This window comes from Enterobacter sp. JBIWA005 (genome assembly GCF_019968805.1).
GTDB classification, from domain to species: Bacteria; Pseudomonadota; Gammaproteobacteria; order Enterobacterales; family Enterobacteriaceae; genus Enterobacter; species Enterobacter vonholyi.
In genome coordinates this window covers 3,868,387-3,892,971 of record NZ_CP074159.1, presented here as the reverse complement: position 1 = coordinate 3,892,971, position 24,585 = coordinate 3,868,387, and the positions used below count along the sequence as shown (strand labels likewise).

The following is a 24,585-nucleotide window of genomic DNA, read 5'->3' as shown; positions in this document are numbered from 1 at the left end:
TAAAATGTGACGCAAGTCATATAGCTCGCTTATTCATCTGGACAGACATTCCTTTTATTCCCCGATTCGCTTATTCTTGCTGAAGCGTTTCAGTCGATTAAATGTTCGACAATTGACCAATCAATCGCAGTTTGTGACAGCAAGGATTCCCCTTCGGGCGTAGCTGGATTACTCTTTCAGCCACCTCAAACTCAGGGATTGCTTTGCAGGAGATCTATGACCGTACGCGTAGCGATTAATGGCTTCGGTCGCATCGGGCGTAACGTGGTTCGTGCTTTGTATGAATCCGGACGTCGGGCGGAAATAACCGTGGTGGCAATCAATGAACTGGCGGATGCTGCGGGCATGGCGCATTTATTGAAGTATGACACCAGCCACGGACGTTTCGCCTGGGATGTGCGCCAGGAAAGAGATCTGCTTTTTGTGGGTGACGACGCTATTCGTGTTCTGCATGAGAACAGCATTTCCGGGCTACCCTGGCGTGAACTGAGTGTGGATGTCGTGCTTGACTGTACCGGTGTTTATGGCAACCGCGAACACGGCGAAGCGCATCTGACTGCAGGCGCGAAAAAAGTCCTGTTTTCTCATCCCGGCAGTAATGACCTCGACGCGACAGTCGTGTTTGGCGTCAACCAGCATGAGCTGCTGGCCGAACACCGCATTGTTTCCAACGCCTCCTGTACCACCAACTGCATTATTCCGGTCATCAAACTGTTAGACGATGCGTATGGCATTGAATCCGGCACCGTGACCACGATTCATTCCGCCATGCACGATCAGCAGGTTATCGACGCCTACCATCCGGATTTACGACGCACTCGCGCGGCGAGCCAGTCAATCATTCCGGTGGATACAAAACTGGCGGCAGGGATCACCCGAATTTTTCCGCAGTTTAATGACAGGTTTGAAGCGATTGCCGTGCGTGTTCCAACGATTAACGTCACTGCAATCGACCTTAGCGTGACGGTGAAAAAACCTGTAAAAGCCTGTGAAGTCAACCTGTTGCTGCAAAAAGCGGCACAGGGGGCATTTCATGGTATAGTTGACTATACGGAATTACCGTTGGTCTCAGTAGATTTTAACCACGACCCGCACAGCGCCATCGTCGATGGCACGCAAACGAGGGTCAGTGGGGCACACCTTATCAAGACGCTGGTCTGGTGTGATAACGAATGGGGCTTTGCTAACCGAATGCTCGACACCACGTTAGCAATGGCCGCTCAAGGTTTCAGGTAAGGCGCATCGTGCGTCTGCAAAACTTTAAGAATCAACGAGAGGATTCACCATGTCTGTAATTAAGATGACCGATCTGGATCTGGCTGGTAAACGCGTTTTCATCCGTGCCGATCTGAACGTACCGGTTAAAGATGGCAAAGTGACCAGCGACGCGCGTATCCGTGCATCTCTGCCAACCATCGAACTGGCTCTGAAGCAGGGCGCGAAAGTGATGGTCACCTCCCACCTGGGGCGTCCAACTGAAGGCGAGTACAACGAAGAGTTCTCTCTGCTGCCAGTGGTTAATTACCTGAAAGACAAACTGTCCAACCCGGTTCGCCTGGTGAAAGATTACCTGGACGGCGTTGAAGTGGCTGCCGGTGAACTGGTTGTTCTGGAAAACGTTCGCTTCAACAAAGGCGAGAAGAAAGACGACGAAACCCTGTCCAAAAAATACGCTGCACTGTGCGACGTATTCGTGATGGATGCCTTCGGTACTGCTCACCGTGCACAGGCGTCAACCCACGGTATCGGTAAATTCGCAGACGTAGCGTGTGCCGGTCCTCTGCTGGCTGACGAACTGGAAGCGCTGGGTAAAGCACTGAAAGAACCAGCTCGTCCGATGGTGGCTATCGTTGGTGGTTCTAAAGTTTCTACCAAACTGACCGTTCTGGATTCCCTGTCTAAAATCGCTGACCAGCTGATCGTTGGCGGTGGTATCGCGAACACCTTCGTTGCCGCTCAGGGCCACAACGTGGGCAAATCTCTGTACGAAGCAGACCTGGTTGACGAAGCCAAACGCCTGCTGGGCACCTGCGATATCCCGGTTCCAACTGACGTTCGCGTCGCGACCGAGTTCTCCGAAACCGCAACCGCGACCCTGAAATCTGTAAACGACATCAAAGATGAAGAGCAGATTCTGGACCTGGGCGACGTTTCTGCACAGAAATTGGCTGAAATCCTCAAAAACGCAAAAACTATCCTGTGGAACGGTCCTGTTGGCGTGTTCGAATTCCCGAACTTCCGCAAAGGTACTGAAATCGTTGCTAACGCTATCGCAGACAGCGAAGCGTTCTCTATCGCAGGCGGTGGTGACACCCTGGCAGCAATCGACCTGTTCGGTATCGCTGACAAGATCTCCTACATCTCCACTGGTGGCGGTGCATTCCTGGAATTCGTGGAAGGCAAAGTACTGCCAGCAGTAGCAATGCTCGAAGAGCGCGCTAAGAAGTAAGCCATTCAAGGGCAGGGAAACCTGCCCAATTTTCAGCGCGCTTTTAAGAGCTCGCACCTTTTCTAACGGCCGAAGATACAGGACTAAGCAACATGTCTAAAATTTTTGATTTCGTAAAACCTGGCGTTATCACTGGTGATGACGTACAGAAAGTGTTCCAGGTAGCTAAAGAAAACAACTTCGCTTTGCCAGCAGTTAACTGCGTGGGTACCGACTCCATCAACGCCGTACTGGAAACTGCAGCTAAAGTTAAAGCTCCAGTTATCGTTCAGTTCTCTAACGGCGGCGCTGCGTTCATCGCAGGTAAAGGCGTGAAAACTGACATTCCTCAGGGTGCTGCAATCCTGGGCGCTATCTCTGGTGCGCACCACGTTCACCAGATGGCTGAACACTACGGTGTTCCAGTTATCCTGCACACTGACCACTGCGCGAAGAAACTGCTGCCGTGGATCGACGGTCTGCTGGACGCGGGTGAAAAACACTTCGCGGCAACCGGTAAGCCACTGTTCTCTTCTCACATGATCGACCTGTCTGAAGAGTCACTGCACGAAAACATTGAAATCTGCTCTAAGTACCTGGCGCGCATGGCCAAAATGGACATGACCCTGGAAATCGAACTGGGCTGCACCGGCGGTGAAGAAGACGGCGTGGACAACAGCCACATGGACGCTTCTGCCCTGTACACCCAGCCAGAAGACGTTGATTACGCTTACACCGAGCTGAGCAAAATCAGCCCACGCTTCACCATCGCAGCGTCCTTCGGTAACGTACACGGCGTTTACAAACCAGGTAACGTGGTTCTGACCCCGACCATCCTGCGTGATTCTCAGGAATACGTGTCTAAGAAACACAACCTGCCGCACAACAGCCTGAACTTCGTCTTCCACGGCGGTTCCGGTTCTTCTGCTCAGGAAATCAAAGACTCCGTAAGCTACGGCGTAGTGAAAATGAACATCGATACCGATACCCAGTGGGCAACCTGGGACGGTATCCTGCAGTACTACAAAGCGAACGAAGCTTACCTGCAGGGCCAGCTGGGCAACCCGAAAGGCGAAGACCAGCCGAACAAGAAATACTACGATCCACGCGTATGGCTGCGCGCTGCTCAGACGTCCATGGTGACCCGTCTGGAGCAGGCTTTCAAAGAACTGAACGCGATCGACGTTCTGTAATTTGAGCTGCTAACAGCATCAGAAGGCCCGCAAATGCGGGCCTTTTTTATGCTTTTTCAATACCCTGCCAGACCTGTTTTTGTGATCTGTTTGGCAAACCCGGCACTTTTTGTTTACCCTTTACGAACCTGCCTGTCTCCATGGGGGATGGATTTTGTGTTTTGGTTTAACAAAAGGAAGAATAAATGGAACAACTCGATGTTGTAGACAGCATCAATAACGCCGGTAACTGGCTGGTACGCAACCAGGCGCTATTGCTGAGCTATGCCGTGAACATTGTCGCGGCGATTGCCATCATCATCGTCGGGATGATCGTGGCGCGTATCGTATCGAACGCGGTTAACCGCGTGATGCTGGCCCGTCACATTGACGCCACGGTGGCTGACTTCCTCTCCGCACTGGTGCGCTACGGCGTTATCGCCTTTACGCTGATTGCGGCGCTGGGCCGTGTGGGCGTGCAGACCGCCTCCGTCATCGCCGTTCTCGGTGCCGCCGGCCTGGCCATTGGTCTGGCGCTGCAGGGCTCGCTTTCAAACCTGGCGGCAGGCGTGCTGCTGGTAACCTTCCGTCCGTTCCGCTCCGGCGAATACGTTGACCTGGGCGGCATTGCCGGAACCGTGCTGCAGGTGCAGATTTTCTCTACGACCATGCGTACCGTGGATGGCCGCATCGTGGTCGTGCCGAACGGAAAAATCATTGCAGGCAACATTATTAACTTCTCCCGTGAACCGGTGCGTCGTAACGAACTGATTATCAGCGTGGCATACGACTCCGACATCGATCAGGTGAAGTCGCTGATTACTAATATCATTGCTTCAGACGATCGCATTCTGAAAGACAAAGAGCAGACGGTTCGCCTGAACGAACTCGGTGCTTCCTCCATTAACTTTGTGGTGCGCATCTGGAGCAAAAGCAGCGATCTGCAAAACGTGTACTGGGACGTGCTGGAACGCATTAAGCGCGACTTCGACGCCAACGGCATCAGCTTCCCGTATCCGCAGATGGACGTAAACGTCAAAAAAGTCAAAGAAGCAGAATAACGTCACCCGTAGGCCCGGTAGGCGCTCGCGCCACCGGGCTTTGCTTTCATAAGCTCCGCTAATACCCAATTAATATTATCCATTTCCTCTAATGTGATTCGCGCAGTATAGTCAGCCTCCAGAACAACACTGCGAGAAAATCGTCATGCTATCTTATTATTTTCAAGGGCTTGCCTTAGGCGCGGCCATGATCCTTCCGCTCGGACCGCAAAATGCGTTCGTGATGAATCAGGGCATCCGCCGCCAGTACCATCTGATGATTGCCCTGCTGTGCGCGGTAAGCGATTTGCTACTGATCTGCGCCGGGATTTTTGGCGGCAGCGCGCTGCTGATGCAGTCTCCGTGGCTGCTGGCGCTGGTTACCTGGGGCGGCGTGGCGTTTCTGCTCTGGTACGGTTTTGGTGCCCTGAAAACGGCGATGAGCAGCAACCTCGAGCTGGCGAGCGCGGAGGTCATGAAGCAGGGCCGCTGGAAGATTATCGTCACCATGCTGGCGGTCACCTGGCTTAATCCGCATGTTTATCTCGACACCTTTGTGGTGCTGGGCAGCCTGGGCGGACAGCTGGACGTTGAGCCGAAACGGTGGTTTGCGCTCGGTACGGTCAGCGCCTCGTTCCTCTGGTTCTTCGGTCTCGCCATTCTGGCGGCATGGCTGGCGCCCCGCCTTCGTACGGCCAAAGCCCAGCGCATCATTAATACCCTGGTCGGCCTGGTGATGTGGTTTATCGCTTTCCAGCTGGCGAAAGAGGGGATTCATCACGTTCAGGAATTGTTCAACTAATCCTTGTCTTATGGACAACTGAATAAGACCCGCTAAGCTTGCTGGCATGCGCCCTGTTAATGGGCACTCTTCGCAACATGGAGGAATAACAGTGAAGTTTAAGGTGATGGCCCTGGCGGCATTAGTAAGTTTTGGGGCGGTGTCGGTGCAGGCAAGTGAACTGCCGGATGGCCCGCACATCGTCACTTCAGGCACCGCAAGCGTGGACGCGGTACCCGATGTTGCAACCCTGGCAATTGAGGTGAATGTGGCGGCGAAAGATGCGGCGACGGCTAAGAAGCAGGCTGACGATCGCGTTGCGCAATATCTCTCTTTCCTCGAGCAGAACGGTGTCGGTAAAAAAGATATCAACTCCGCTAACCTGCGTACTCAACCCGATTACGACTACCAGAATGGTAAAAGCATCCTGAAGGGCTACCGCGCCGTGCGTACCGTTGAAGTGACCGTGCGTCAGCTGGATAAGCTTAACTCGCTGCTGGACGGTGCGCTGAAGGCGGGTCTCAACGAAATTCGTTCCGTGTCGCTGGGCGTTGCGCAACCGGAGAAATACAAAGACGAAGCGCGTAAAGCGGCTATTGATGATGCCATTCACCAGGCGGAACAGCTGGCTTCTGGCTTTAAGAGCAAGCTCGGCCCGGTTTATAGCGTGCGTTACCACGTCTCTAACTACCAGCCAAGCCCGATGGTTCGTATGATGAAGGCTGATGCAGCCCCGGTGTCCGCTCAGGAAACTTACGAGCAGCCAACTATTCAGTTCGACGATCAGGTCGATGTGGTCTTCCAGCTGGAACCAGTTCCAGCACAGCCGAAACCTGCTCAGTAATCTGTAGGCCGGGTAAGGCGTAGCTGCCACCCGGCTTTTCTTTTTAATCCTGTCTCAACACCTTATGCCCGTATGCCAGCAGCGCGTCGGTGACGTTGCGCATCATACGGCTTTCCGGCGCAAAACGGTGCCAGTAGAGCATCCGGCGCTGATACAGCCCCGGCGTCAGGTCAATCAGCTCACCGCTTTTCAACTCTTTCTCAATCTGCAGGTGCGGGATCATGCAGCAGGTGGTGCCCTGGCGCGCAAGCTGCACGAAGGCTTCAGACGAGTTGACGATATGGCACGGCACGCTGCCAGGCGGCAGATCGAAGTTTTGCTGCAGGAACGCCTGATGCATATCGTCCAGATGGTCGAACGCCACGGCAGGGGCTTTCAGCAGCGCGGCGCGGGTGACGCCGTTGGGGAAGTAGCGCTCGGCAAAGGCTTTTGACCCCACAAACAGGTAGTCCAGTGCGCCCAGCTGATCGACAAGACAGCTTGGCAGCGCCTGAGGCTGAATACTGACGGCCCCAACCACTTCACCGCGACGCAGGCGCTCCTGGGTTCGGGTTTCATCTTCAACCTGTAAGTTCAGGCGGATAGGGGAATCTGCTAATACCGGCGCAAGAGCCGGCAGCAGCCAGGTTGCCAGACTGTCGGCGTTGACCGCCAGAGAGAGCAGCAGCGGCGTAGAGCCCGTTTGTTCGTCACCCAGCCACTCGTCTTCCAGCAATTCAACCTGGCGCAGCAGGGCGAGGAGTTTTTGCCCTTGCTCGGTTGGACGTGGCGGCACGGTACGCACCAGCAGCGGCTGGCCGAACATGTTTTCAAGCTGTTTTATACGCTGTGATACGGCGGACTGGGTGATGCAAAGCTTTTGCGCCGCGCGCTCAAAACCTCGTTCACGAATAACTGCATCAAGTGCCTGTAGTGTTCTGTAGTCCGGACGTTTCATTGCTCTGGCTGACTCCTTAATTTTGCTTATTCTGCACTATGACACAATTTTCCCTTTGTGGCAGACGAATTCCATTCGACGTGTTCTATAATGCGCCCTGAGTTTTCACACCACAGGCAAAACGATCATGACGCAGGATGAACTGAAAAAAGCAGTAGGATGGGCCGCTCTCCAGTACGTACAGCCGGGTACCATTGTCGGTGTCGGTACGGGATCAACCGCGGCACACTTTATCGATGCGCTGGGCACGATGAAGGGGCAAATCGAGGGCGCGGTTTCCAGCTCTGATGCTTCCACGGAAAAGCTGAAAAGCCTCGGCATTACCGTTTTCGATCTCAATGAAGTGGATCGTCTGGGGATTTACGTTGACGGCGCGGATGAAATCAACGGCCACATGCAGATGATCAAAGGCGGCGGCGCGGCGCTAACACGCGAAAAAATCATCGCCTCCGTTGCGGACAAGTTTATCTGCATCGCGGACGCCTCCAAGCAGGTCGACATTCTGGGTAATTTCCCGCTGCCGGTCGAAGTGATCCCAATGGCCCGTAGCGCGGTTGCCCGTCAGCTGGTGAAGCTTGGCGGTCGTCCGGAATACCGTCAGGGTGTAGTCACCGACAATGGTAACGTGATCCTCGACGTTCACGGTCTGGAAATTCTTGACGCGATTGCGCTGGAAAATGCCATCAACGGCATTCCGGGCGTAGTGACCGTAGGGCTATTCGCCAACCGTGGCGCGGATGTGGCGCTGATCGGCACCGCTGACGGCGTGAAAACCATCGTAAAATGATCTGATGGGGGGAGTCCTCCCCCCGCTAAAAAATTTTTGAAAAGCTAAATTCGGTGACTTGTGTCACGTTTTTACGCCTCTTTTGCCGATCCTGCCGCGTTTGTAAATTTCCATAGCATTTTCCTCTGACATTTTGCTCTGTATGACTTTTCTTCAGAGTGCCGACGCAAACGTTCATATTGCTGCAATAGTTTTTTTTGATATGTTGGCTACGGCGGATTCATATCCAGCACAACATCAGTTCAGACAAAAACAGGGTCGGGTAAATGGCAAAGGTATCACTGGAGAAAGACAAGATTAAATTCCTGCTGGTCGAGGGCGTACATCAAAAAGCAATCGATAGCCTTCGTGCGGCAGGTTACACCAACATCGAATTTCACAAAGGCGCGCTCGATACCGAAGAGCTGAAAGCGTCCATCCGTGATGCCCACTTCATTGGCCTGCGATCCCGTACTCACCTGACTGAAGAGGTTATTGCCGCGGCGGAAAAGCTGGTGGCTATCGGCTGCTTCTGCATTGGTACCAACCAGGTTGACCTGAATGCTGCCGCGAAACGCGGTATTCCCGTCTTCAATGCCCCGTTCTCTAACACCCGTTCCGTGGCGGAGCTGGTGATTGGCGAACTGCTGCTTCTGCTGCGCGGCATTCCTGAAGCTAACGCCAAGGCGCACCGCGGCGTGTGGAACAAACTGGCGTCTGGCTCATATGAAGCGCGTGGTAAAAAGCTGGGGATTATCGGCTACGGCCACATCGGTACCCAACTGGGGATTCTGGCGGAATCTCTCGGTATGCATGTCTTTTTTTACGATATCGAAAGCAAGCTGCCGCTGGGCAATGCCACCCAGGTTCAACACCTGTCTGACCTGCTGAACATGAGTGACGTGGTGAGCCTGCACGTGCCGGAAAATGCGTCCACCAAAAACATGATGGGCGCGGAAGAGCTGGCGCTGATGAAGCCGGGCTCACTGCTGATTAACGCCGCGCGCGGCACGGTTGTCGATATCCCTGCGCTGTGCGATGCGCTGAAGCGTAAGCATCTGGCGGGCGCCGCCATCGACGTCTTCCCGACGGAGCCTGCGACCAACAGCGATCCGTTTACCTCTCCGCTGTGCGAGTTCGACAACGTGATCCTGACGCCTCACATTGGCGGTTCCACCCAGGAAGCGCAGGAGAACATCGGTCTGGAAGTGGCGGGTAAACTGAGCAAATACTCCGACAACGGTTCTACGCTCTCTGCCGTGAACTTCCCGGAAGTGTCTCTGCCGCTGCACGGTGGTCGTCGTCTGCTGCACATCCACGAAAACCGTCCAGGCGTGCTGACCGCGATCAACCAGATCTTTGCCGAGCAGGGCGTCAACATTGCCGCGCAGTATCTGCAGACGAACTCGCAGATGGGCTACGTGGTTATTGATATCGAAGCGGATGATGATGTGGCCGAGAAAGCGCTGCTGAGCATGAAGGCCATTCCGGGGACGATTCGCGCGCGTCTGCTGTACTGATAGTGCGGTTTGTGGTGTCGGGTGGCGGCTGCGCCTTACCCGACCTACTCTGAGCATTTGTAGGCCGGGTAAGCGTAAGCGCCACCCGGCTTTATTCTACCAGACCCAGATTTTGCTGGGCGTCACCACCGCCGGCAACGGCACATCCCATTTCTCCACCGGTAACGCCTCCACGCCCTGACAATCATGCGCATAGCCCACCGGCTGCAACCCGTACTGCTGCCAGTTTTGCAGCGTCCGGTCATAAAAACCGCCGCCCATCCCTAAACGCTGGCCCTGTTCATCAAACGCCACCAGCGGCGTGATCAGTACATCCAGCTGTGACAGCGGCAGCACGTCGCGCACGTCGAGTTTCGGTTCGGTGATTTTCAGGCGATTCACTACCAGCTCGCTGTGCGGATGGTAGTGCAGAAACAGCAGATTCCCCTCGCTAAACGGGTGCAGTACCGGCAGATAGACCTTCTTCCCGGCGCGCCAGAGTTGCTCTATCAGCGGTTGGGTGTCCAGCTCGCCGTCAAACGACAAAAACAGCGCAACGGTATGCGCCATCAAGACAGGGGGATACGCCATCATACGGGCGGCGGCCTGCTGGGCAAAATGCGCTTGCTGATCGGAGGTTAACGCACGGCGGCGCTGACGAATTAGCTGACGGATGTCCTGGCGTGAAGCAGAAACTTCAGGGAATTGAGTCATGGTAGTCGGTAGAAGAAAAGAGAGGGAATCTCCGAGATGCCGCCGCAGGCTGTAACCCTTGAACCCTTGGTTCAAGGTGAATGTGTCGTCATAGTTTTAAGGCTTCTCGGACGGACCGAGCATGCTCACCAACCATGGAGCGCCACATTCTTGTGGTATGAAATATCGGCTCAGGGGACTGGCCCGCTTGCGAACATCTCAGAGAAATTTTGTCTTCACAGTTACTCTACCATAGTCAACTGAGAAGTGTTATTCAAACTTGGGTCCCGGTCTTTCGGGATTGCGACCTTGATCAAGCAATGCCTGTTCTATGGTCTGCTGGAGCATTTTAATGCGCTGCTCCATGCTTGCCGCGTAGTCGCGGGTCTTCGCTTTTTCCTGAGTCAGTTCATAGCTGATGTTCAACGCGGCGATGAAAACCAGCTGCTCAGTATTTGTGACTCTAGTGCGTTCTTTTAGATCTTGCAACCGCTGATTCAAATCGTCCGCAGCCTGATTCAAAGCATCCCTTTGTTCAGGCGGACAATTCACTCGCAGTGAACGGCCAAAAATCTGGAGATCGACGGGTTGTGCAGACATGCCACCTTCCTGCTGATTGACTGCGCTGCCTTCGCTTACGGCCCCGGGGGCTGCGAAGGGGCGACACTATAGCTACCCTGATGTGAAGATACAAGCCCTTTTCTGGTATCACCAGGGTCCAAAGTGGTAGCATATCATGAAACTTCCCCCCTTTGACGACGAATGCTCATGTCTATACAGAACGAAATGCCTGGTTACAAGGATTTAAACCAGTTACTGAACCAGCAGGGAGTCGGTTTAACCCCTGCCGAAATGCACGGTCTGATCAGTGGCATGCTGTGCGGCGGAAACAGCGACAGCTCATGGCAGCCGCTGATCCACGACCTCACGAATGAAGGACTGGCGTTTGGTCACGAGCTGGCGGAAGCGCTGCGTAAAATGCACGCCGCCACCAGCGATTCTCTGGAAGACGATGGCTTCCTTTTTCAGCTTTATCTGCCTGAAGGCGACGACGTTAGCGTGTTCGATCGCGCCGATGCGCTGGCTGGCTGGGTAAACCACTATCTGCTGGGGCTGGGCGTGACGCAGCCTAAACTTGATAAAGTGACCGGCGAAGCGGGTGAGGCGATCGACGATCTGCGTAATATCGCTCAGCTCGGCTACGATGAAGACGAAGATCAGGAAGAGCTGGAAATGTCTCTCGAAGAGATCATCGAGTACGTGCGCGTGGCGGCACTGCTGTGCCACGACAACTTTACGCGCTCACAGCCGACCGCGCCGGAAGTCCGCAAGCCAACCTTACATTAAGAAAAATAACGCACAGGAGGGTGTCATGGTTATCTCGAGTCAAGAGTATTCGCGCCGCCGTCAGGCGCTGCTGGCGAAAATGCAGCCGGGCAGCGCCGCGCTAATTTTTGCTGCGCCCGAAGTGACGCGCAGCGCCGACAGCGAATATCCCTATCGCCAGAGCAGCGATTTCTGGTACTTCACCGGCTTTAACGAGCCGGAAGCGGTGCTGGTGCTGATTAAGAGCAATGACACCCACAACCACAGCGTGATTTTCAACCGCGTACGAGACTTAACTGCTGAAATCTGGTTTGGCCGCCGCCTGGGGCAAGAGGCCGCACCGGCGAAGCTGGGCGTTGACCGCGCGCTGGCGTTTAGCGAAATCAACCAGCAGCTCTATCAGCTGCTTAACGGCCTCGACGTGCTCTATCACGCGCAGGGCGAATATGCGTACGCCGATGAGATTGTTTTCACCGCGCTGGATAAGCTGCGCAAAGGCTCGCGCCAGAACCTGTCCGCACCGGCCACGCTGACGGACTGGCGTCCGGTGGTGCATGAGATGCGCCTGTTCAAGTCTGAAGAGGAGCTTAACGTGATGCGCCGTGCGGGCGAAATCAGCGCCCTGGCGCACACCCGCGCGATGGAGAAATGCCGTCCCGGGATGTTCGAATACCAGCTGGAAGGCGAAATTCACCACGAATTTAACCGCCACGGCGCGCGCTATCCCTCTTACAACACCATTGTCGGCGGCGGGGAAAACGGCTGCATTCTGCACTACACCGAGAACGAAAGCGCGCTGCGCGACGGCGATCTGGTGCTGATTGACGCCGGTTGCGAATATCAGGGCTATGCGGGGGACATCACCCGTACCTTCCCTGTGAACGGTAAGTTCTCACCGGCACAGCGCGCCATTTACGACATTGTTCTCGAATCCCTTGATACGGCGCTCAGGCTGTATCGTCCCGGTACCTCCATGCAGGAAGTGACCGGCGAAGTGGTGCGCATCATGATTACCGGTCTGGTCAGGCTTGGGATCCTGAAAGGGGATGTAGACACCCTGATTGCTGAAAACGCGCATCGACCGTATTTCATGCACGGCCTGAGCCACTGGCTGGGGCTGGACGTGCATGACGTTGGCGCGTACGGCACCGACCGTTCGCGCGTGCTGGAGCCGGGCATGGTGTTAACCGTGGAGCCGGGCCTGTATATCGCGCCGGATGCCGACGTGCCAGAAGAATACCGCGGGATTGGCATTCGTATTGAAGACGATATCGTGATTACCGAAACCGGTAACGAAAACCTGACCGCCAGCGTCGTGAAAAACGCTGACGATATCGAGGCGCTGATGGCAGCGGCACGCGCATGAGCGTGATTATCGTGGGCGGCGGCATGACCGGGGCCACGCTGGCGCTGGCCATTTCGCATATGACGCAGGGCCAGCTTCCGGTGCACCTGGTGGAAGCCGTTGCGCCAGAGGCGTCAAACCACCCCGGTTTTGATGCGCGCGCCATTGCGCTGGCGCAGGGCACCTGCCAGCAGCTTTCCCGCATTGGGATCTGGCAGGTGATTGCCGACCGTGCTACGGCGATCGGGACCGTTCACGTCAGCGATCGCGGACATGCAGGCTTTGTCACGCTGGACGCGCAGGATTACCGGATTGATGCCCTGGGTCAGGTCGTTGAGCTGCACGACGTCGGATTGCGACTGTTCCGCCTGCTCCAGGACGCGCCGGGCGTCACGCTGCATTGTCCGGCGCGCGTGGCCAGCGTGAGCCGTAGTGAGGCGTCGGTTAGCGTGACGCTGGAAAACGGCACCGTTCTTGAAGGCCAGCTTCTGGTCGCCGCGGACGGTTCGCGCTCGTCGCTCGGCAGCCAGTGTGGCGTGGAGTGGCGCCAGCAGCCTTACGGGCAGGTGGCGGTCATTGCGAACGTCTCTACCGCAGCTGAACACCACGGCAGGGCGTTTGAACGCTTTACGCAGCATGGTCCGCTGGCGATGCTGCCGATGTCGGACGGGCGCTGTTCCCTGGTGTGGTGTCATCCTCAGGATAAGGCGGAAGAGGTTAAGGGCTGGTCCGACGAACGTTTTTGTACCGAGCTGCAGAAAGCCTTTGGCTGGCGGCTGGGGCGTATTACCCATGCAGGCAAGCGGACGGTCTACCCGCTTTCGCTGACCACGGCGTCTCAGTCTGTCTCCCATCGTCTGGCGCTTGTCGGTAATGCCGCACAGACGCTTCACCCCATCGCGGGGCAAGGCTTTAACCTGGGCTTACGCGACGTCATGAGCCTGGCCGAATCACTGGCGCAGGCGTGGGGCGAGCAAAAAGACTGCGGGGCGTATTCGGTGCTGAGTCATTACCAGAAGCGCCGCCAGGCGGATAAAGAGGCCACCATCGGTGTGACCGATGGCCTGGTCCATCTTTTTGCCAATCGCTGGGCACCGCTGGTTGCGGGCCGCAACCTCGGGCTGATGGCGATGGAACTATTCATTCCGGCACGTGACGTGCTGGCGCAGCGGACCCTGGGTTGGGTCGCGCGTTAAGGAGTTATCATCGTGCAAAATGTTGATGTCGCCATCGTTGGCGGCGGAATGGTCGGACTGGCATTGGCCTGTGGATTACAGGGCAGCGGCCTGCGCGTGGCGGTGCTGGAGCAAAATCAGCCCCAGCCCGTTGCGCCGGATGCGCCGCCGGAACTCCGCGTCTCGGCGATCAATGCGGCCAGCGAAAAGCTGCTGACGCACCTTGGCGTCTGGGCAGATATTGTGGCGCACCGTGCCAGCTGCTATCACGGCATGGAAGTGTGGGATAAGGACAGCTTTGGTCATATTGCTTTTGATGATGAAAGCATGGGCTATAGCCATCTGGGGCACATCGTTGAAAACGCGGTGATCCACCACGCGCTGTGGCAGAAAGCACAGCAGTGCAGCGACGTGACGCTGATTGCGCCTGCGCAGATCCAGCAGGTGGCATGGGGCGAAAACGAGGCATTTATCACCCTGCAGAGCGGCGACATGCTGACCGCGCGTCTGGTGGTCGGTGCTGACGGTGCGAACTCCTGGCTGCGGAATAAAGCCGACATCCCGCTGACCTTCTGGGACTATCGTCATCACGCGCTGGTCGCGACGATCCGTACCGAAGAGCCGCACGGCGGCGTGGCGCGCCAGATTTTCCACAACGACGGCATTCTGGCGTTCCTGCCGCTTAGCGACCCGCACCTGTGCTCGATTGTCTGGTCCCTGGTGCCGGAAAAAGCCCAGCAGATGCATGAGGCGACGCCGGAGGCCTTCAACCAGGCGCTGTGCGTGGCCTTTGATAACCGCCTTGGCCTGTGCACGCTTGAAAGCGAGCGTCAGGTATTCCCGTTAACCGGCCGCTACGCGCGTCAGTTTGCGGCGCACCGTCTGGCGCTGGTGGGGGATGCGGCGCATACCATTCATCCCCTGGCCGGACAGGGCGTTAACCTCGGCTTTATGGACGCGGCGGAGCTGGTTGAGGAGCTGCGTCGCCTGCATCGCGAAGGCAAAGATATCGGCCAGCATCTCTACCTGCGCCGCTACGAGCGCAGCCGCAAGCACAGCGCGGCGATGATGCTGGCTGGCATGCAGGGCTTCCGCGAGCTGTTTGCCGGAGCGAATCCGGCGAAAAAACTGCTGCGCGATATTGGCCTCAAGCTTGCTGACACCCTTCCGGGCGTTAAGCCCCAACTCCTCCGTCAGGCGATGGGTCTTAACGACCTGCCGGACTGGCTGCGTTAATTTAGACCCCTGTCACACTTTCTTTTCCCGGCCTCTGCGCCGGGGAAATCCCTCGTTTGAAATATTCTAATTTCACGTCATTTTTCGCATTAGATAATCTAATGTCGCATTTTTCTCGTTACGGAAATTCGGCCCGATTTTCCGCACGAAATATCACCATGTGCTAAATCCTGTTAGAGCATTGTTAATTTTGTGCGGGGTTAATCGCATTTTTCCAGTGAATAACTCTGTAGGCTTTTTAGCGTTTTTTGGTCATAAGCTAATGTGATGACCCATTTTGCCTTATGGTTAACCGCCGGTTTCGGTGGTAAGTTCAGGTAAAAGAGAACGTTTGCGTCGGTGCCCGAACGCGGGGCCGATACCGGGTTTCACGGTGAATTTTTCAACGAGGACAAGATGGCTCAACAGACTCCTTTGTACGAACAACACGTGTTATGCGGCGCCCGCATGGTGGACTTCCATGGCTGGATGATGCCGCTGCACTACGGCTCTCAGATTGATGAGCACCACGCGGTGCGCACCGATGCCGGTATGTTCGACGTGTCCCATATGACGATTGTCGATCTGCGCGGTAGCCGCACCCGGGAGTTTTTGCGTTATCTGCTGGCAAACGACGTCGCCAAACTGAAGACGCCGGGCAAAGCGCTCTATACCGGCATGCTGAATGCCTCGGGCGGCGTGATTGATGACCTTATCGTTTATTACTTCACTGAAGATTTCTTCCGCCTCGTTGTAAACTCCGCCACCCGCGAAAAAGACCTCTCCTGGATCACCCAACACGCCGAACCTTATGCCATCGACATCACCGTCCGTGACGATCTGTCGCTGATCGCCGTGCAGGGGCCGAACGCGCAGGCGAAAGCCGCCTCTCTGTTTAACGACGAGCAGCGCAAAGCCACCGCTGGCATGAAGCCGTTCTTCGGCGTGCAGGCGGGCGATCTGTTTATCGCCACCACCGGCTACACCGGTGAAGCGGGCTATGAAATTGCGATGCCAAACGAGAAGGCCGCTGATTTCTGGCGTGCGCTGGTGGAAGCGGGTGTGAAGCCTGCGGGTCTGGGCGCGCGCGATACGCTGCGTCTGGAAGCGGGAATGAACCTCTACGGTCAGGAGATGGATGAAGGCGTCTCTCCGCTGGCCGCCAACATGGGCTGGACCATCGCCTGGGAACCGGCTGACCGTGACTTTATTGGCCGTGAAGCGCTGGAGATGCAGCGCGAGAAGGGTACTGAACAGCTGGTGGGTCTGGTGATGACCGAGAAGGGCGTGCTGCGCGGTGAACTGCCGGTGCGCTTTACCGATGCTGACGGCAATCCTCGCGAAGGCGTGATCACCAGCGGTACCTTCTCCCCGACGCTGGGCTACAGTATTGCACTGGCACGCGTGCCGGCGGGCATTGGCGAAACGGCTGTGGTGCAAATCCGCAACCGCGAAATGCCGGTCAACGTGACCAAACCGATTTTTGTTCGCGCCGGTAAGCCGGTCGCCTAACTATTTTTATCAGGAGAACTTCAATGAGCAATGTGCCAGCAGAACTGAAATACAGTAAAGAACACGAGTGGCTGCGCAAAGAGGCGGACGGCACTTACACCGTAGGGATCACCGAGCACGCGCAAGAGCTGCTGGGCGACATGGTGTTTGTTGACCTGCCTGACGTGGGCACGACCGTTAGCGCGGGCGACGACTGCGCCGTGGCGGAGTCCGTAAAAGCAGCATCTGACATCTATGCCCCTGTAAGCGGTGAGATTGTCGCCGTCAACGATGCGCTGAGCGATTCGCCGGAACTGGTCAACAGCGAGCCTTATGAAGGCGGCTGGATCTTCAAGATCAAAGCCAGCGACGAATCCCAGGTTGCCGCGCTGCTGGATGCGACCGCGTACGAAGCACTGTTAGAAGACGAGTAAGCCATTATCCCTCTCCCCTTTGCGGAGAGGGTAGGGTGAGGGGAACAGACGACACCCTCACCCCAGCCCTCTCCCTCAGGGAGAGGGAGAAAACACATTCACTGCACGTTTCAGGAACCATCGCTCATGACACAGACTTTAAGCCAGCTTGAAAACCGTGGCGCCTTCATCGAACGTCACATTGGGCCGGATGCTCAGCAACAGCAGGAGATGCTGAAGACGGTTGGCGCGGATTCATTAAACGCACTGATCGGCCAGATTGTGCCAAAAGACATCCAGCTTGCCACGCCGCCTCAGGTGGGGGAAGCCACCACGGAATTCGCCGCGCTGGCGGAGCTGAAGGCCATCGCCGGCCTGAACAAGCGCTATAAGTCTTACATTGGCATGGGCTATACCAACGTGCAGTTACCGCCGGTTATCCTGCGCAACATGCTGGAAAACCCGGGCTGGTACACCGCTTACACCCCCTATCAGCCAGAAGTCTCCCAGGGCCGCCTGGAAGCACTGCTGAACTTCCAGCAGGTGACGCTGGACTTGACCGGCATGGATATCGCCTCCGCTTCTCTGCTGGATGAAGCGACCGCCGCCGCCGAAGCGATGGCGATGGCTAAGCGAGTGAGTAAGCTGAAAAATGCCAACCGCTTCTTCGTCGCGGCGGACGTGCATCCTCAGACGCTGGACGTGGTGCGCACCCGTGCGGAAACCTTCGGCTTTGACGTAATCGTCGATGACGCTAACAAAGTGCTGGATCATCAGGACGTTTTCGGCGTTCTGCTGCAGCAGGTGGGCACCACCGGCGAAGTTCACGACTACGGCGCGCTGATTGCCGAGCTGAAATCCCGCAAGGTGGTTGTTAGCGTTGCCGCCGATTTTATGGCGCTGGTGCTGCTGACGGCACCGGGCAAACAGGGCGCGGATATCGTATTCGGCTCTGCGCAACGCTTCGGCGTACCGATGGGCTACGGCGGCCCGCACGCGGCGTTCTTCGGCGCGAAAGATGAATTCAAACGTTCCATGCCTGGCCGTATTATCGGCGTCTCCAAAGACGCTGCCGGTAACACCGCGCTGCGCATGGCGATGCAGACCCGCGAGCAGCATATCCGCCGCGAAAAAGCGAACTCCAACATCTGTACCTCACAGGTGCTGCTGGCTAACATCGCCAGCCTGTACGCCGTGTTCCACGGCCCGGCTGGCCTGAAACGCATTGCCAGCCGCATTCACCGCCTGGCCGATATCCTGGCCTGCGGCCTGCAGCAAAAAGGTCTTAAGCTGCGCCATACCCACTACTTCGACACCCTGTGCGTGGACGTGGCGGACAAAGCGGCCGTGCTGGCCCGCGCGGACGCGGCAAAGATCAACCTGCGCAGCGACATCCACAACGCCGTCGGCATTACGCTTGATGAAAGCACCACCCGCGACGATATCCTGAACCTGTTCAGCGTGCTGCTGGGTGACGCGCACGGTCTGGACATTGACGCGCTCGACAAAGAGGTCGCGCTCGACAGCCGCTCCATTCAGGACAGCATGCTGCGTAATGATGCGATCCTGACGCATCCGGTCTTCAATCGCTACCACAGCGAAACCGAGATGATGCGTTACATGCACTCTCTGGAGCGCAAGGATCTGGCGCTGAACCAGGCGATGATCCCGCTGGGATCCTGCACCATGAAGCTGAATGCTGCAGCAGAGATGATCCCGATCACCTGGCCTGAATTCTCCGAGCTGCACCCGTTCTGCCCGCCGGAGCAGGCAGAAGGTTATCATATGATGATCAACCAGCTTTCCGACTGGCTGGTGAAGCTGACCGGTTATGACGCGCTCTGCATGCAGCCGAACTCCGGCGCGCAGGGTGAATATGCGGGCCTGCTGGCAATCCGTCACTATCACGAAAGCCGCAACGAAGGCCACCGCGATATCTGCCTGATCCCAAGCTCCGCCCACGGTACCAACCCGGCCTCTGCCCAGATGGCGGGTATGGAAGTGGTTGTGGTGGCGTGCGATAAGAACGGCAACATCGATCTGGTCGACCTGCGCGCGAAAGCCGAGCAGGCGGGCGACAAGCTCTCCTGCATCATGGTGACCTATCCGTCCACCCACGGCGTGTACGAAGAGACTATCCGTGAAGTGTGCGAAGTGGTGCACCAGTTCGGCGGTCAGGTTTATCTCGACGGCGCAAACATGAACGCTCAGGTGGGCATTACCTCTCCGGGCTTTATCGGCGCGGACGTGTCGCACCTGAACCTGCACAAAACCTTCTGCATCCCGCACGGCGGTGGCGGCCCAGGCATGGGTCCTATCGGCGTGAAAGCGCACCTGGCGCCGTTTGTACCGGGCCACAGCGTGGTGCAGATTGAAGGCATGCTGACCCGTCAGGGCGCGGTCTCTGCGGCACCGTTCGGTAGCGCCTCTATCCTGCCAATCAGTTGGATGTACATTCGCATGATGGGCGCGGAAGGGCTGAAGCAGGCGAGCCAGGTGGCAATTCTGAACGCTAACTATATTGCGACTCGCCTGAAGTCCGCCTTCCCCGTGCTCTATACCGGCCGCGACGGCCGCGTGGCGCACGAGTGCATCCTCGATATTCGTCCGCTGAAAGAGCAGACCGGCATTAGCGAGCTGGATATCGCCAAGCGTCTGATCGACTACGGCTTCCACGCGCCAACCATGTCGTTCCCGGTTGCGGGTACGCTGATGGTTGAGCCAACGGAGTCTGAAAGCAAAGCAGAGCTGGACCGCTTTATCGACGCGATGCTGGCCATCCGCATGGAGATCGACCGCGTGCAGGACGGCGAGTGGACGCTGGAAGATAACCCGCTGGTCAACGCTCCGCACACCCAGCACGAGATGGTGGCTGAGTGGAACCACGGTTATTCCCGCGAGCTGGCGGTCTTCCCGGCAGGCGTGGCGAACAAATACTGGCCTACCGTGAAGCGTCTCGATGACGTTTACGGCGACCGTAACCTGTTCTGCTCCTGCGTGCCGATGAGCGAATACCAGTAATCGCGCAGGTGCAGTAATCCAGGCCGGGTAAGGCGAAGCCGCCACCCGGCTTTTTTATTGGGAGAAGAAAATGGGCATTGCACTTGTGACCGGCGGCAGCCGGGGCATTGGGAAAGCCACCGCACTCCAGCTGGCACGCGAAGGCTACACCGTGGCGGTGAACTATCATCACAATATTAAAGCCGCGACGGACGTGATAAACCAGATCGTTGAAGCTGGCGGTAAAGCCTTTGCCGTCCGCGCAGATATCAGTGATGAAGCTCAGGTGCTGGCGATGTTTGACAGCATCGATCGTGAAGGCGAGCCGCTTACCGCGCTGGTCAATAATGCGGGAATTCTGTTTGAGCAATCCACCATCGAAAATCTCTCCGCCGAGCGCATTAACCGCGTCCTGGCGACCAACGTCACGGGCTACTTCCTCTGCTGCCGGGAAGCGGTAAAACGAATGTCCTTCAGGCATGGCGGCAAGGGTGGGGCGATAGTGAATGTCTCTTCTGCAGCGTCGCGTCTGGGCGCGCCGGGTGAATATGTGGATTATGCCGCGTCCAAGGGGGCGGTGGATTCGCTGACAACGGGTTTATCGCTGGAGGTAGCGGCGCAGGGCATTCGCGTCAACTGCGTCCGTCCGGGTCTGATCTATACCGATATCCATGCTTCCGGCGGAGAGCCGGGGCGAGTGGATCGCGTGAAATCGTTGCTGCCGATGCAGCGCGGCGGCCAGCCGGAAGAGGTCGCCCAGGCGATTGTCTGGCTGCTGAGCGAGAAGGCGTCTTACGTGACGGGGAGCTTTATTGAGCTGGCGGGTGGGAAGTAAATCCCTAACCTAACCCTCTCCCCAAAGGGGAGAGGGGATCAAGCGTAACGGCGCCCGGCGTTAAAGTTTCTCGCCGTTGCTGGCAATCACGCCTTTATACCACTCGAAGCTCTTCTTGCGGGAACGCGACATGTCGCCCGTGCCGTCGTCGTGCTTGTTAACGTAGATAAAGCCGTAGCGTTTGCTGTACTGGCCGGTGGTGAACGACACGCAGTCGATACAGCCCCATGGCGTATAGCCCATCAGATCCACGCCATCGTGGGTAACGGCTTTGATCATCTCTTCCACGTGGGCACGCAGATAGTCGATACGATAGTCATCGTTGATGCTGCCGTCTTCTTCAACCTTGTCGTAGGCGCCGAACCCGTTTTCAACGATAAACAGCGGTTTCTGGTAACGCTCGTACAGTTCGCACAGGGAATAGCGTAACCCTACAGGGTCAATCTGCCAGCCCCAGTCGGAAGCCTTAACGTGCGGGTTCGGCACGCTGCCTTCGAAACCCGAAATGGCATCGCCGGTACCGCCTTCCGCCTTCACCGCGTTGGTCATGTAGTAGCTGAAGCCCAGGTAGTCGCAGGTGCCTTCGCGCAGGATCTGCTCGTCGCCTGCCTCCATTTTGATGGAGAACCCGCGGCGCTCCCACTCGTTCAGCACGTAGGACGGGTAGTAGCCGCGCAGCTGGACGTCGGTAAAGACGTAGCGCTCGCGCATGGACTCCTGGGCGAACATCACGTCTTCCGGTTTGCAGGAGAATGGATAGAGCGCCACCATCGCCAGCATGCAGCCGACTTTCATCTCCGGATTGATGCGGCGCGCGGCTTTCACCGCCAGGGCGCTGGCCACAAACTGGTGGTGAAGCACCTGATACATGGTCTCTTCGGGATTTTCGTGTTCGGTGTAGACCACACCGGAGCAGCAGTAGCCGAACAGCGGTGCGCGCCAGTTGCGCTGGTTATTGATTTCGTTGAAGGTCATCCAGTATTTGACCTTGTTTTTGTAGCGCTCAAAAACCACTTCCGCGAAGCGCACAAAGAAATCGACCACTTTACGGTTGGTCCAGCTACCATACTCCTGCACCAGATGCAGCGGCATTTCAAAGTGGGAGAGGGTGATCACCGGTTCGATGTTATATTTAAGCAGCTCATCGAACATGTCGTCGTAGAACTTAAGCCCTTCTTCGTTTGGCTGCGTTTCGTCACCGTTCGGGAAGATACGCGTCCAGGCAATGGAGGTACGGAAGCACTTGAAGCCCATCTCGGCAAATAGCTTGATGTCTTCTTTGTAGTGGCCGTGGAAGTCGATGGCCTCGTGGTTTGGGTAGTATTTACCCGGCACCACCTCCTGCGTGATTTCGCGCGGCACGCCGTGTGCGCCGCCGGTCAATACGTCGCAAATGCTTGGCCCTTTGCCGCCTTTGTTCCAGCCGCCTTCAACCTGATGAGCTGCAACCGCGCCACCCCATAAAAAATCTTTTGGTAAGGTCAATTTTTTCATCGCTGCTATTCTCAATAAATGACTTATTGGCATCGAGTCTAGCAAAGCGAAATTAAATGTCACGATATAACAATTTACGGTAAATGTGATTTGTCACATCAAAAAAACAGGGTGTTTTATTCTGTAAGTTTCTTCGCCAGCTTACGGCCGAGAGATTCCAGAATATAGATGACGGGAATTTGCGTGGTTATATCGTAGACGCCCGCAATTCGCGTCTGAGGAACATGCCAGGAGAGATTAAAGTCCGCCAGTTTTGCCAGGCGCGAGTGCTCGTGGCTGGTAATGGAGAGCACCTTACAGTGATGCAGGCTGAACTGGCTGGCGAAGCGCAGGATCTCCTCGGTCTCGCCCGAGACGGAGAGCACAATCGCAAGCGCATTTTTTGCCATGTCATTCGTGACCGGGAAATAAGGGTCATCAATATGGTTACTGAATTTCCCAATATTAGAAAAGAAACGTGCGCCATATTTTGCCAGCGAGCCTGATGTCCCGGCACCGACAAATATAATTCGCTCGGAAGACAAAATAATATCGACCGCCTTATCCAATAACGCGTCGAACTCTTCATTATTCACGCTTTTAAAAAAGCTGATTATTTCGCTGGCGCCGAAGTTCGCCTGCTGGGGCTCGTTCTGCTCAAGGTGCAGCTTAAAGCGCACGCGGAATTCAGAATACCCTTCGCAGTTAAGCTTGCGGCAAAAGCGCAGGATAGTGGTGGTTGAGACGTCTGCCGCATCCGCCAGCTCGCGGATGGTCATGTACATCACTTTGTCACGATTTTTTATGACATAGTTGTAGACCATCATCTCCAGGTTATTGAGACTGGCAATGGCGGAATGGGAGAACATGCTCACAATGACTACACTCACTCATCAGACTTTTCTTCAGGGAATAATAACATGCAGCCAAACGACATCACTTTTTTTCAGCGCTTTCAGGACGACATTCTGGCCGGGCGTAAAACCATCACTATCCGGGATCAAAGTGAATCCCATTTCAAAACCGGCGATATCCTGCGGGTGGGGCGTTATGAGGATGATGGTTATTTTTGCACCATCGAAGTAACAGGGACGTCAATCGTTACGTTCGACACATTGACGCAAAAACATGCTGAACAGGAGAACATGACCCTGGATGAATTGAAAAGCGTGATCGCAGAGATCTACCCCAGGCAGAACCAGTTTTATGTGATTGATTTTAAATGTTTATAATTAAAATCGAAACGTGCGTTCGCTGAAATTAAAGTGTAACTGTCTGATTGTAATTTAGAAACGTTATGTTTAACTTTATTTTAGCTAACATGTGTTCACTGGAATCATTCTCAGTTAGCATAGTGATGCGATGAATAATCATCTTTTGTTTTCCCGGAGTTTTGTATGGTGAGTAGACCATTAATCGCACAGGGATATTCGCTGGCTGAGGAAGTAGCCAACAGCATCAGCCACGGCATTGGCCTGGTGTTTGGGATTGTCGGTTTAGTGTTATTGCTGGTGCAGGCGGTGGACGCTAATGCCAGCGCGATGGCCATTACCAGCTACAGCCTGTATGGCGGGAGTATGATCCTGCTGTTTCTGGCGTCGACGCTGTATCACGCGATCCCGCATCAGCGGGCCAAAATATGGCTCAAGAAATTTGACCACTGCGCTATCTATCTTCTTATTGCAGGCACCTACACGCCGTTTTTGCTGGTGGGGCTCAACTCGCCGCTGTCGCGTGGCCTGATGATTGTTATCTGGAGCCTGGCACTGCTGGGGATCCTGTTTAAGCTGACCATCGCGCACCGCTTTAAGGTGCTGTCGCTGGTAACCTATCTGACCATGGGCTGGCTGTCGCTAATTGTGGTGTATCAACTGGCAATCAAACTGTCGATAGGGGGCGTGACGCTTCTGGCCTTAGGCGGCGTGGTATACTCGCTCGGCGTGATTTTCTACGTCTGCAAGCGCATTCCTTACAACCATGCCATCTGGCACGGCTTTGTGCTGGGCGGCAGCGTATGCCACTTTTTGGCGATCTATTTGTACGTAGGGCAGGCCTAGTTTTTTACGCCGTGCGGGCGGTTGCCCTCACCCCGGCCCCCTCCCACAGGGGGAGGGAGGACACCAAAACCCTAGGCCCGGTAGGCGCAGCGCCA

At 56.0% G+C, this 24,585-nt stretch carries 23 protein-coding genes and 1 other RNA gene; 18 read left to right on the top strand and 6 right to left on the bottom strand.

The features are described from left to right. The first annotated feature begins 216 nt into the window (after positions 1 to 216). The 6 genes from epd (at position 217) to KGP22_RS18370 (ending at position 6,265) form a co-directional block, all read left to right on the top strand. Positions 217 to 1,236, top strand: a complete 1,020-nt coding sequence (gene epd, locus KGP22_RS18395) for an erythrose-4-phosphate dehydrogenase (protein ID WP_149367662.1) — start codon at positions 217 to 219, stop codon at positions 1,234 to 1,236. A gap of 49 nt (positions 1,237 to 1,285) precedes the next feature. Continuing rightward, positions 1,286 to 2,449, top strand: a complete 1,164-nt coding sequence (pgk, locus tag KGP22_RS18390; RefSeq protein WP_023309116.1) for a phosphoglycerate kinase — start codon at positions 1,286 to 1,288, stop codon at positions 2,447 to 2,449. Between the two features lie 92 nt (positions 2,450 to 2,541). Then, positions 2,542 to 3,621 (top strand): class II fructose-bisphosphate aldolase, encoded by a 1,080-nt coding sequence (gene fbaA / locus KGP22_RS18385; RefSeq protein WP_008499731.1) that lies wholly within the window; start codon positions 2,542 to 2,544, stop codon positions 3,619 to 3,621. 185 nt (positions 3,622 to 3,806) lie between these two features. Beyond that, positions 3,807 to 4,661 (top strand): small-conductance mechanosensitive channel MscS, encoded by an 855-nt coding sequence (locus tag KGP22_RS18380; protein WP_111963216.1) that lies wholly within the window; start codon positions 3,807 to 3,809, stop codon positions 4,659 to 4,661. A gap of 145 nt (positions 4,662 to 4,806) precedes the next feature. Next, the gene (gene argO, locus KGP22_RS18375; RefSeq protein WP_021242063.1) at positions 4,807 to 5,442 is read left to right on the top strand and encodes an arginine exporter ArgO; all 636 of its coding nucleotides are present in this window, start codon (positions 4,807 to 4,809) and stop codon (positions 5,440 to 5,442) included. Between the two features lie 91 nt (positions 5,443 to 5,533). Continuing rightward, positions 5,534 to 6,265: an oxidative stress defense protein gene (locus KGP22_RS18370; protein WP_149367663.1), complete on the top strand. Its 732-nt coding sequence runs from the start codon at positions 5,534 to 5,536 to the stop codon at positions 6,263 to 6,265. Positions 6,266 to 6,308: 43 nt separating this feature from the next. Here KGP22_RS18370 and argP read toward each other — a convergent pair whose 3' ends face one another. Next, positions 6,309 to 7,202 carry a DNA-binding transcriptional regulator ArgP gene (argP, locus tag KGP22_RS18365; RefSeq protein ID WP_008499727.1) on the bottom strand — a complete coding sequence of 298 codons (894 nt, stop codon included), beginning with the start codon at positions 7,200 to 7,202 and terminating at the stop codon, positions 6,309 to 6,311. Between the two features lie 127 nt (positions 7,203 to 7,329). On the opposite strand from argP, the gene rpiA reads away from it, so the two are divergent. Both rpiA and serA read left to right on the top strand, forming a co-directional pair. After that, a complete protein-coding gene (gene rpiA / locus KGP22_RS18360) occupies positions 7,330 to 7,989 on the top strand; it encodes a ribose-5-phosphate isomerase RpiA (protein WP_003860091.1) in 660 nt (219 codons plus the stop codon). Between the two features lie 266 nt (positions 7,990 to 8,255). Further along, the gene (serA, locus tag KGP22_RS18355; RefSeq protein ID WP_149367664.1) at positions 8,256 to 9,488 is read left to right on the top strand and encodes a phosphoglycerate dehydrogenase; all 1,233 of its coding nucleotides are present in this window, start codon (positions 8,256 to 8,258) and stop codon (positions 9,486 to 9,488) included. A 96-nt stretch (positions 9,489 to 9,584) separates the two neighbouring features. On the opposite strand, the gene KGP22_RS18350 is transcribed toward serA, so the two are convergent. From KGP22_RS18350 to zapA, 3 genes are all read right to left on the bottom strand, one after another. Continuing rightward, positions 9,585 to 10,181 (bottom strand): 5-formyltetrahydrofolate cyclo-ligase, encoded by a 597-nt coding sequence (locus tag KGP22_RS18350; protein ID WP_111963212.1) that lies wholly within the window; start codon positions 10,179 to 10,181, stop codon positions 9,585 to 9,587. Between the two features lie 24 nt (positions 10,182 to 10,205). Then, positions 10,206 to 10,389, bottom strand: a non-coding RNA gene (ssrS, locus tag KGP22_RS18345) — 6S RNA. 41 nt (positions 10,390 to 10,430) lie between these two features. Then, positions 10,431 to 10,760 carry a cell division protein ZapA gene (gene zapA, locus KGP22_RS18340; protein ID WP_006811891.1) on the bottom strand — a complete coding sequence of 110 codons (330 nt, stop codon included), beginning with the start codon at positions 10,758 to 10,760 and terminating at the stop codon, positions 10,431 to 10,433. A 168-nt stretch (positions 10,761 to 10,928) separates the two neighbouring features. Here zapA and KGP22_RS18335 point away from each other — a divergent pair, with 168 nt between their 5' ends. The 8 genes from KGP22_RS18335 to KGP22_RS18300 all read left to right on the top strand — a co-directional run bounded on the left by KGP22_RS18335 (position 10,929) and on the right by KGP22_RS18300 (position 20,960). Beyond that, positions 10,929 to 11,507, top strand: a complete 579-nt coding sequence (locus KGP22_RS18335; protein ID WP_029739212.1) for a YecA family protein — start codon at positions 10,929 to 10,931, stop codon at positions 11,505 to 11,507. Positions 11,508 to 11,538: 31 nt separating this feature from the next. Next, positions 11,539 to 12,852, top strand: a complete 1,314-nt coding sequence (gene pepP, locus KGP22_RS18330) for a Xaa-Pro aminopeptidase (protein WP_111963342.1) — start codon at positions 11,539 to 11,541, stop codon at positions 12,850 to 12,852. Further along, positions 12,849 to 14,027, top strand: a complete 1,179-nt coding sequence (gene ubiH, locus KGP22_RS18325) for a 2-octaprenyl-6-methoxyphenyl hydroxylase (RefSeq protein WP_223580466.1) — start codon at positions 12,849 to 12,851, stop codon at positions 14,025 to 14,027. The genes pepP and ubiH overlap by 4 nt, the downstream gene beginning before the upstream one ends. Before the next feature lie 12 nt (positions 14,028 to 14,039). Further along, complete coding sequence (ubiI, locus tag KGP22_RS18320; protein ID WP_223580465.1) at positions 14,040 to 15,242, top strand: FAD-dependent 2-octaprenylphenol hydroxylase; 1,203 nt, start codon at positions 14,040 to 14,042, stop codon at positions 15,240 to 15,242. 396 nt (positions 15,243 to 15,638) lie between these two features. Beyond that, a complete protein-coding gene (gene gcvT / locus KGP22_RS18315; RefSeq protein WP_048991676.1) occupies positions 15,639 to 16,733 on the top strand; it encodes a glycine cleavage system aminomethyltransferase GcvT in 1,095 nt (364 codons plus the stop codon). Positions 16,734 to 16,756: 23 nt separating this feature from the next. Further along, on the top strand, positions 16,757 to 17,146 hold the full coding sequence (gene gcvH, locus KGP22_RS18310) for a glycine cleavage system protein GcvH (RefSeq protein WP_008499718.1): 390 nt from the start codon (positions 16,757 to 16,759) through the stop codon (positions 17,144 to 17,146). 126 nt (positions 17,147 to 17,272) lie between these two features. Then, the gene (gene gcvP / locus KGP22_RS18305) at positions 17,273 to 20,146 is read left to right on the top strand and encodes an aminomethyl-transferring glycine dehydrogenase (RefSeq protein WP_223580464.1); all 2,874 of its coding nucleotides are present in this window, start codon (positions 17,273 to 17,275) and stop codon (positions 20,144 to 20,146) included. Between the two features lie 70 nt (positions 20,147 to 20,216). Beyond that, entirely contained in the window at positions 20,217 to 20,960 is a 744-nt protein-coding gene (locus KGP22_RS18300; protein WP_111963207.1) for an SDR family oxidoreductase, read from the top strand. Between the two features lie 60 nt (positions 20,961 to 21,020). Here the strand turns inward: KGP22_RS18300 and bglA are convergent, their stop codons facing one another. Together bglA and KGP22_RS18290 are read right to left on the bottom strand one after the other, a co-directional pair. Beyond that, the gene (gene bglA, locus KGP22_RS18295; protein WP_223580463.1) at positions 21,021 to 22,454 is read right to left on the bottom strand and encodes a 6-phospho-beta-glucosidase BglA; all 1,434 of its coding nucleotides are present in this window, start codon (positions 22,452 to 22,454) and stop codon (positions 21,021 to 21,023) included. Between the two features lie 116 nt (positions 22,455 to 22,570). Next, positions 22,571 to 23,302 carry a MurR/RpiR family transcriptional regulator gene (locus KGP22_RS18290; protein ID WP_223582479.1) on the bottom strand — a complete coding sequence of 244 codons (732 nt, stop codon included), beginning with the start codon at positions 23,300 to 23,302 and terminating at the stop codon, positions 22,571 to 22,573. A gap of 51 nt (positions 23,303 to 23,353) precedes the next feature. Here KGP22_RS18290 and yqfB point away from each other — a divergent pair, with 51 nt between their 5' ends. Continuing rightward, positions 23,354 to 23,665, top strand: coding sequence for a N(4)-acetylcytidine aminohydrolase (yqfB, locus tag KGP22_RS18285; protein WP_223582476.1), 312 nt, complete (start codon positions 23,354 to 23,356; stop codon positions 23,663 to 23,665). Positions 23,666 to 23,830: 165 nt separating this feature from the next. Further along, positions 23,831 to 24,490 (top strand): hemolysin III family protein, encoded by a 660-nt coding sequence (locus tag KGP22_RS18280; protein ID WP_127732244.1) that lies wholly within the window; start codon positions 23,831 to 23,833, stop codon positions 24,488 to 24,490. Positions 24,491 to 24,585 lie beyond the last annotated feature (95 nt).